Source organism: Streptomyces capoamus (assembly GCF_014654935.1).
Taxonomy (GTDB): Bacteria; Actinomycetota; Actinomycetes; order Streptomycetales; family Streptomycetaceae; genus Streptomyces; species Streptomyces capoamus.
Genome location: NZ_BNBF01000022.1, coordinates 95730 through 101614 on the forward strand (window position 1 = coordinate 95730; position 5885 = coordinate 101614).

Sequence of the window (5885 nt, forward strand, 5' to 3'; positions counted from 1 at the left end):
GGCGACGAACCCCACGTACAGCAGCCCGAGCAGGAACATGGTGAGACCCATGCGCACGGCCAGCCGCCGATCGCTCCGGAACCGGCTCCGCATCTCGCATCACCCCGCAGACGGACAGGCACTCGTCCCGCTGTCCAGTGTGCACCCGCCCACTGCCATGAGCCGGTCCCGAACGGCCCCAGGACCAGCAAAATGTCCCTGTCCGTCACCGCTGCGGTGCCATGGGTCAGCCCAGCAGCGCGCGGCCCCGGGCGAGCAGCCGGGCGACCTCCGGCTCCGACCGCGTGCGCGCCCCCCACCGCAGTGCGTCGCGCACCACCGATGCGGCCCGCGTCCGCAGCCGCTCGTCGGGATCGCCGAGCAGGGCCACGGCCGCCCGCAGGCGCACCACCCCGCCGTGCGCCCACAGCAGCCGCCACGCCGACACCCGCTCCCAGCGGGGGCGGGCCGGGTCGAGCCGCCGAACCAGCTCCTCGTCCGGCAGCCCGGCGGCCGACGGCAGCAGGGCGAGCGTGGCCTCGCGGACCACGCCCGGGGCCGGGTCGTCCAGCAGGCGCCGCACCCGCCGTACGTCCGTCACGTCCAGCGTCCGCAGCCCGGCCACGGCCCGGGCCCGCACCCCGGGTGCCGGGTGGTCCAGCAGCGGCCACAGCAGGGCGGCGTCCGCGCGCGTCCCGCACTCCGCGAGCCCTGTCACGGCACCGGGCGGCAGCGCCGGGTCGGCGGCCCGGGCGCAGCGCTCCCGGTACCAGGGCAGCGGATCGGTGCCGTGCTGCCGCAGGACGTAGCGGGCGCAGGCCCGCACCAGCGCCGACCGGTCCGCCAGGAAGTCCGCCGCCCGCTCCGGCCGGCCCAGCCGCCGCAGCGCGGTCACACCGGCCGACCGGGCCTGCGGGTTGCGGGCGCCGAGCAGGGCGTGCAGCACCGGTGCCGCGGTCGCGGGCGTCACGGCGGCGAGCGCCGCGTCCGAGCAGAGCGCCCGTACGACGGTGTCGTCGTCGTGGGCGGCGGCACGGGCCAGTCCGGCGGGGGAGAGGGAGCCCTCCTCGACGGCCAGGCGGTACGCGAACCGGCGTACCGCGCGGTCGTCGGACGCGAGCAGCGGGGCCGTCCGCTCGCGGGGTGCCCGCCGCAGGACGCCGTCGAGCAGGTCCCGGGCGAAGTCGCCGCGGTGGCGGTCGGCCAGGCGCAGGATCAGCGGGGCGAGCGGTACGGCGGTCCCGGCGTCCAGCGCCTCGGTGAGCCGGGCACGGGCCCGGGCCCGCACCGGCTCGGCCCAGTCGGCGCACCGCACGACCACCAGGGGGAGCAGCGCGGGGCGGCCGGTCACCCGGTCCAGGGCGCGGTGCCGGACCCTGCCGTCGCGGTGGCACAGGGCGAGGGCGAGCCGGGCGTCGTCCAGCGGATCGCCGGCGGCCAGGGCGGTGAGCAGGGCACGTTCGTCGGCCGACCGCCGCCGGCCGACACCGGTGGCCGGCGGCCGGTACCACTCCACCGCCCGCACGCCCTCGTCCAGCTCCAGCCAGGCCGCCGGGTCACCGGTGCCGAGCACGTCCGGCAGCGCCGTGCCCTCGGCGAGCCGGAGCGCCGCCGCGCCGCCGTCCCCCATGACGTCTCCCTCTCCCGTCGTCGGCCCTAGTACGGCGAGCGCAGCTGGGCGTAGCCGAGGAGGACGATGACCACGGCCACGCAGCCGAGGACCACGGCGGTCGAGACCCAGGACGAGCGGCGGGGGGCCGGGTCCGGGTCGGCGCGGAAGGGCGCGGGCTCCGGAGGGTTCTCCTTCCAGCGGGCGGCGAGCATGCGGGCCCGGGCGGAGGGCTCCTTGTGCTCGGCCGAGTTCGCCCACCTGTGATCGAACTCGCGCTCCCAGTCGTCCTGTTCCGGCATCCCCGTTCACCCTCTCTCGTCGGACACGGTCCGGAGGGATGATCCCCCGACAATAGGAAGTTCGGGAAGCGCAAAAGGTTGCCCGGGAACGGAACCCGGCCGGCCGGAACGGCGGAAACCGACCCGGTACTCGACGGGTGCCGTGTCCAGCGTGCGCCGGAACGCCCGGACGAGGGCGTCGGCCGCACCGAGTCCACACGCGGACGCGCCAGCTGTGGAATCAGTCAAGGCCGGTCGCCCACGCCGTCAGCACGAGGAAGTCCTCCTCGGTGAGGCCGCGTCGTGGGTCGACCCGGTGCAGCAGAGCGGGACCGTCGTGGTGGTTCTTCACCCAGGTGCGGTCCGCCTCGGTGATGTCATCGTCCACCCATGCGAACGCACGGCCTCTCGCCCACGCGACGATCCCAGGCGTCTTCCAGAAGACGCCGTCCCCGGGCTCGGGTCGCGGCGAGGACCAGGAGATGAAGGGCAGCTCGGGCAGACCCAGGACCGGGGCGATGAAGGCGTTGGCTTCTTCCTCCCACGTCGTCGCCCATGCGAGGTCGAAGGGAAGCGCGTCCAGCGCCGGGCCGTGGTGCGGGTTCAGCCACACCCGCAGCGGCTCGACGGGCTTGTTCGGCAACCCCCACTCGGTCAGCCGGCGCCGCTCGGCGGCCTCCCAGCGAGGGGTCAGCAGACGGTGCGTCTCATAGCCCTCGGGCCGACGGTGCGGCTTCGCGGCGTACGGGTTCAGCGGTCCGTCGACATCCATCAACAGCACCGGGCGCACCAGCACATCCCCCCTCGGTCCCGTGCCGCACGGTACCGACCGGCGACCGTGCCGCCCAGATATGGCAGGCCTCGTCAGCCTGGCAACGGTCTTCGCCCCGGAACCTGCCGACCAACTGCCCGCAGACCCGGAGCCGAAATGCCGTCGGCCGGCTCTCCCGGGGTGGGAGAGCCGGCCGACCCCGCCTTACCTGCAGGCTGCACCAGCGACCGGCCCCGCCGAGGCCAAGGGTCTAGCTCCAGCGCTGGTGCTTACCGCCATTGTCGGGCAGCGTATAGACAGATCCGGATGCATTGCTGTCCAGAATGCGCCCGGTCGACTTGTTCTTCAGCCGCCATCCGGTAGAGGTCTTCGTCTCGTACCACTTCTGATGGTCGTTGCCGTTGCAGGAAATGGCGTACACGGATCCCGTGGACTTGCTGTCCAGGCAGTGGGACCCCGTACTGAATCCGGTCCACTCCAGAGTGAACGAACCGTCGGAGTTCTTGGTCTCGTCCCATCCGCCGACGTTTCGTTCATCCGTGGACACCTTGGTCCCGGTGCCGGTGATGCCAGTTTCCACGCCAAGCCATCGGCCGGTCGCTACATTCCTCCACGTGACGTTTCTGTCCGCGGCGACGGCGCTACCCGAGGTCGCCACCAATACCGCCGAGGTCAGCGCGGTGGTGGACAGAACTACCGTCAAGCGCTTGAGGTGCATGAAATACCCCCTAAAATAAGGGATCCATATAGCATACGGCTAGCTGAATCCGACGCATAGCTGGTCAAGCCACGCACAAGAAACCTAACACGACCTGATCATGCCCTCAAGCGACTTACCGTATGACGTGAATTGATCCGTTATGCGTGAGTTGTCTCTGCGATTCATAAAAGACTCTCCGATCGCAGATCGTCATCCGGCAACCCGTATTCCGGTATTCGGCGCCCCCTGCATCCTCCGGTGCCAGCCGCTTCCGAAACGCCATCGAGCCTCTGGTAGAATCGAATAACGTCTATTTTCAGACTCGAAAAATGCGGGCATCAGGGCCCGAGCTGGAGGCCGGGAAGTGGAAGAAAGCCACCTCGACAAGGTGTTGACAATTCCTAACGCGTTGAGTGCCCTGCGCGTCGCCGGAGTTCCGGTGTTCCTGTGGCTCGTCCTTCAGCCCTACTTCGGCAATGCAAGCCTTGACGGTTGGGCGATCGCTCTTCTCGCGGTGAGTGGTGCCACCGATTACCTCGACGGAAAGCTGGCTCGTCGCTGGAATCAGGTGACCCGCCTCGGTCAAGTCCTGGATCCGGCGGCCGACCGGCTCTATACGCTCTCCACGCTGCTTGCGCTGCTGCTGCGGGACATCATTCCGTGGTGGTTCCTGGTACTGCTTCTCGCGCGTGACGCATTCATGGCTCTCAATATCGCGTCCTTGCGCAAGATCGGGTATGGGCCACTGAAGGTCAACTTCATGGGGAAAGCCGCCACCTTCAACTTGATGTACGCATTCCCGCTGCTTCTTCTGGCCGACGGTGGGGATTCATTGGCCGAGTTTGCGCGGGTAGTCGGATGGGCGCTGGCGATCTGGGGGGCTGGACTGTACTGGTGGTCCGCAGGGCTTTACACGGCTCAAGTACGCAGACTGAGGTCGACCGCGCCCGGCGCGGGCCGGACCCCTGGTGCGGTCGAGGACCCGGCACAGGACCTCGGCTCGCCGCCCCTGCGCGGCAGTCACGAATCGCGGGAGTCCTGAAGCCCCCATTACTCCCACTCCGGGCCGTGCTCAACCCCGAAAACGGCCGTCGGCCGTGCCCTTCCCGAGCAGGAAGGACACGGCCGACGGCCCACATACGGCCCAGGGAAGCGGAAACCCGCCCGACCTGGGGTGCTGTCACACGTCGAAGTAGAGCTCGAACTCGTGCGGGTGCGGGCGCAGCTGGAGCGGGGCGATCTCGTTCGTGCGCTTGTAATCGATCCACGTCTCGATCAGGTCGGGCGTGAAGACGTCGCCCTGGAGGAGGAACTCGTGGTCGGCCTCGAGGCGGTCGAGGACGGCGCCGAGGGAGGTGGGGACCTGGGCGACGTTCGCGTGCTCCTCGGGAGCCAGCTCGTACAGGTCCTTGTCGATCGGCTCGGCCGGCTCGATCTTGTTCTTGATGCCGTCCAGGCCCGCGAGGAGCAGCGCCGAGAAGGCGAGGTACGGGTTGCCGGAGGAGTCGGGCGCGCGGAACTCGACGCGCTTGGCCTTCGGGTTGGAGCCCGTGATCGGGATGCGCATCGCGGCGGAGCGGTTGCGCTGCGAGTACACCAGGTTGATCGGCGCTTCGAAGCCCGGCACCAGACGGTGGTAGGAGTTCACCGTCGGGTTGGTGAAGGCCAGCAGCGACGGGGCGTGCTTGAGGATGCCGCCGATGTAGTAGCGGGCGGTGTCCGACAGGCCCGCGTAGCCGGCCTCGTCGTAGAACAGCGGGTCGCCGTTGCTCCACAGCGACTGGTGCACGTGCATGCCCGAGCCGTTGTCACCGAAGATCGGCTTCGGCATGAAGGTCGCGGTCTTGCCGTTGCGCCAGGCGACGTTCTTCACGATGTACTTGAAGAGCTGCAGGTCGTCCGCGGCGGCGAGCAGGGTGTTGAACTTGTAGTTGATCTCCGCCTGGCCGGCGGTGCCGACCTCGTGGTGCTGGCGCTCGACCTTCAGGCCCTGCTTGTCCAGCTCGAGGGAGATCTCGGCACGCAGGTCGGCGAAGTGGTCGACCGGCGGGACCGGGAAGTAGCCGCCCTTGTAGCGGACCTTGTACCCGCGGTTGTTCTCCACCGCACCGGTGTTCCAGGCGCCCGCCTCGGAGTCGATGTGGTAGAAGGACTCGTTCGCACCCGTGGCGAAACGGACCGAGTCGAAGACGTAGAACTCGGCCTCGGGGCCGAAGTACGCGGTGTCGGCGATGCCCGTCGACGCCAGGTACGCCTCCGCCTTCTTCGCCACGTTGCGCGGGTCACGGGAGTACTGCTCGCCCGTGATCGGGTCGTGGATGAAGAAGTTGATGTTGAGGGTCTTGTCCCGGCGGAACGGGTCGATGCGCGCGGTGGACAGGTCGGGGCGCAGGGCCATGTCCGACTCGTGGATGGCCTGGAAACCACGGATCGACGACCCGTCGAAGGCCTGCTCGTCGTCGGGGTCGAACGCCTCCGCGGGCAACGTGAAGTGCTGCATGACACCCGGCAGGTCGCAGAAGCGGACGTCGACGAACTTGACGT

At 69.4% G+C, this 5885-nt stretch carries 6 protein-coding genes and 1 pseudogene; 1 reads left to right on the forward strand and 6 read right to left on the reverse strand.

Going from position 1 to position 5885, the window contains the following annotated elements; translation table 11 throughout:
- The 5 genes and pseudogenes from IE312_RS42330 to IE312_RS29380 form a co-directional block, all read right to left on the reverse strand.
- Window positions 1-93 (reverse strand): annotated as a pseudogene (locus tag IE312_RS42330) (zinc metalloprotease HtpX); the annotation flags it as partial.
- A gap of 133 nt (window positions 94-226) precedes the next feature.
- The gene (locus tag IE312_RS29365) at window positions 227-1609 is read right to left on the reverse strand and encodes a hypothetical protein (RefSeq protein ID WP_189985318.1); all 1383 of its coding nucleotides are present in this window, start codon (window positions 1607-1609) and stop codon (window positions 227-229) included.
- Between the two features lie 26 nt (window positions 1610-1635).
- The gene (locus IE312_RS29370) at window positions 1636-1890 is read right to left on the reverse strand and encodes an SCO2583/SCO2584 N-terminal domain-containing protein (RefSeq protein WP_189985319.1); all 255 of its coding nucleotides are present in this window, start codon (window positions 1888-1890) and stop codon (window positions 1636-1638) included.
- 220 nt (window positions 1891-2110) lie between these two features.
- Entirely contained in the window at window positions 2111-2641 is a 531-nt protein-coding gene (locus IE312_RS29375; protein ID WP_189985320.1) for an HAD domain-containing protein, read from the reverse strand.
- Window positions 2642-2891: 250 nt separating this feature from the next.
- Window positions 2892-3359 carry an RICIN domain-containing protein gene (locus IE312_RS29380; RefSeq protein ID WP_189985321.1) on the reverse strand — a complete coding sequence of 156 codons (468 nt, stop codon included), beginning with the start codon at window positions 3357-3359 and terminating at the stop codon, window positions 2892-2894.
- A gap of 346 nt (window positions 3360-3705) precedes the next feature.
- Here IE312_RS29380 and clsA point away from each other — a divergent pair, with 346 nt between their 5' ends.
- Window positions 3706-4383 carry a cardiolipin synthase ClsA gene (gene clsA, locus IE312_RS29385; RefSeq protein WP_229900566.1) on the forward strand — a complete coding sequence of 226 codons (678 nt, stop codon included), beginning with the start codon at window positions 3706-3708 and terminating at the stop codon, window positions 4381-4383.
- A 138-nt stretch (window positions 4384-4521) separates the two neighbouring features.
- Here the strand turns inward: clsA and glnA are convergent.
- Window positions 4522-5885, reverse strand: a 1364-nt coding sequence (gene glnA, locus IE312_RS29390; protein WP_229900567.1) for a type I glutamate--ammonia ligase, incomplete at its 5' end; no start/stop codon positions are given.

Coding starts and splice junctions, on each gene's coding strand:
- IE312_RS29380 (WP_189985321.1), bottom strand. CDS start 3,359: ATGCACCTCAAGCGCTTGACGGTAGTTCTGTCCACCACCGCGCTGACC.
- IE312_RS29370 (WP_189985319.1), bottom strand. CDS start 1,890: ATGCCGGAACAGGACGACTGGGAGCGCGAGTTCGATCACAGGTGGGCG.
- IE312_RS29375 (WP_189985320.1), bottom strand. CDS start 2,641: ATGGATGTCGACGGACCGCTGAACCCGTACGCCGCGAAGCCGCACCGT.
- IE312_RS29365 (WP_189985318.1), bottom strand. CDS start 1,609: ATGGGGGACGGCGGCGCGGCGGCGCTCCGGCTCGCCGAGGGCACGGCG.